We start from the raw sequence: 1,824 nt of genomic DNA on the forward strand, positions 1-1,824 counted from the left end.
TAACGTCCCGAGGCTTCGCGACGTCCATTTATGCACCTATAACCTAATCTAATGCAACCTTAATTTTATAAGTTAGCTTCGACAACTTTGTCCAAGCTCCGTAATTGATGTCGCTAAGGCTCTGTTAGGCGAAGTTTACTGATCAAATAAGCAATCAAAAGATCATTACTCTTCTAATTCTTTTCTGTAAGAAAGGTTTAATATTTTTGAAACCTCTGAATTTATAGGAGATAACTTTGATTTAATTTTCAATTTTATAAATCTAAAAATATAATAAAGGAAAAATAATATAATACTAAACACTAAAGTAGCTAAGAAAATAGTTTTGATTCTATCTGGAATAGATATTATATTAAAATAATAACCAAATATTATTTGCCCCACCCAAATTAAAATTAACGTATTTAATATATAAAAAGGATTAAATTTAAACCTAGCTTCTTGTTTTGCGCGCTCCCAATCATGTTTTAATAAATAGGAGGAAGTTTTTATCAGTTTGTTTTCAATGTCTTTCTCTTCTTCCTTATCTTCTTTGCCTTCAAATCTTGCTTTTAATAATTTTTTTGCTAAATCAATAATACATTCATCTTTGGTATCATAAGGATTTAAATTTAATTCTAAATGTGAAACTAATTTCTTAGCCTTATTTTTATTATTCTCAATAACTAATTTAGAAATAATCTTCCGAATATTTTTTCGCCAATTTCTTCTTTCTTCAGTTATATACTTCAATGAATTATTTTTATCATTAATTATTTTTGAAATAAAAGAAGTTATTATAGAAGATAAAACACTTGAGCCTAATATAAGAGAAATTATTTTAATTTTATTCATACTAATCCTCCTCCACTTTAAATACAATTGTTTGAAATTATTATAATTTAATAGGGACGCTTAATAATTAATAAATCATTTTTAATAATCAGAAATTAATTCCTCGTGAAATCCTTCCATCCACTTATGAATAATATCAAATCCTGTACTATACGAATTAAAAACTTCCAATTGAAATTTATCAATTATTATATTTGCTAAATCTTCTGTAAACAATAGTAAAGACGCCATTTGAAGAGAAAAATATTTTCTGAAATAAATAAGATCATTCTCATTAAAACTAATATGTGGCAATGCTGCTACAATATCATTGAATTTCCATCTCAACACCTGAAATATAATTCCATCACTTGGATTAGCAAAAACAATTGCTTCTGCTCCTCTATGATTTATATCATCTCTAATTTCTCTCATATGCCCAAACCATGTTTTATAAATTTCTTCCTCTTCCCTTAATAAATTTGAGTTCCTGAATACTTCAACCAAGTCTACATTAGCATTCTCTCTATTTTCAAAAACCCACTTTAATAATTTATAAAACGATTCACCTCTTGAACTTGGAATTTCATCATAACAATAATAAATTAATTTAGCTAAATGATCACATAAAGATCTAAACTCAACGTAGATATGTTCAATATCTAAAGATGCATATGTATGCCAAAAATTATTATCGTTATCCATGGCAATATTACGTAACCAGTTTAATCTTTGAACAAGATTAGCTATGTTCCAAATATCACCAATAATGTATGAAAATAAATCTTCATTCTCAGAAATTTCACAATCCTTATTTTCCCATATGTTTGAATGCATAATTTTTAATATTTTCCCTTTAAACACTATAGTTGATTCTCTTTCATTATATTCCATTAATTCTAAAGCTTGTTTTATTATTTCTGAATGAATTTTAATATGTTTGTTCATATAAATATTAACCCCCTTGTAAATTTCGCCTAACGTCCCTAGGGTTCGCGACGTCTAGCTCAA

At 26.6% G+C, this 1,824-nt stretch carries 2 protein-coding genes; both read right to left on the reverse strand.

The features are described from left to right. Window positions 1-165 precede the first annotated feature (165 nt). Window positions 166-834, reverse strand: a complete 669-nt coding sequence (locus JOC47_RS15210; RefSeq protein WP_204703286.1) for a hypothetical protein — start codon at window positions 832-834, stop codon at window positions 166-168. Window positions 835-915: 81 nt separating this feature from the next. Then, window positions 916-1,761 (reverse strand): hypothetical protein, encoded by an 846-nt coding sequence (locus JOC47_RS15215; protein ID WP_204703287.1) that lies wholly within the window; start codon window positions 1,759-1,761, stop codon window positions 916-918. Window positions 1,762-1,824: the final 63 nt, after the last annotated feature.

The organism is Halanaerobacter jeridensis (assembly GCF_016908315.1).
GTDB lineage: Bacteria > Bacillota > Halanaerobiia > Halobacteroidales > Halobacteroidaceae > Halanaerobacter > Halanaerobacter jeridensis.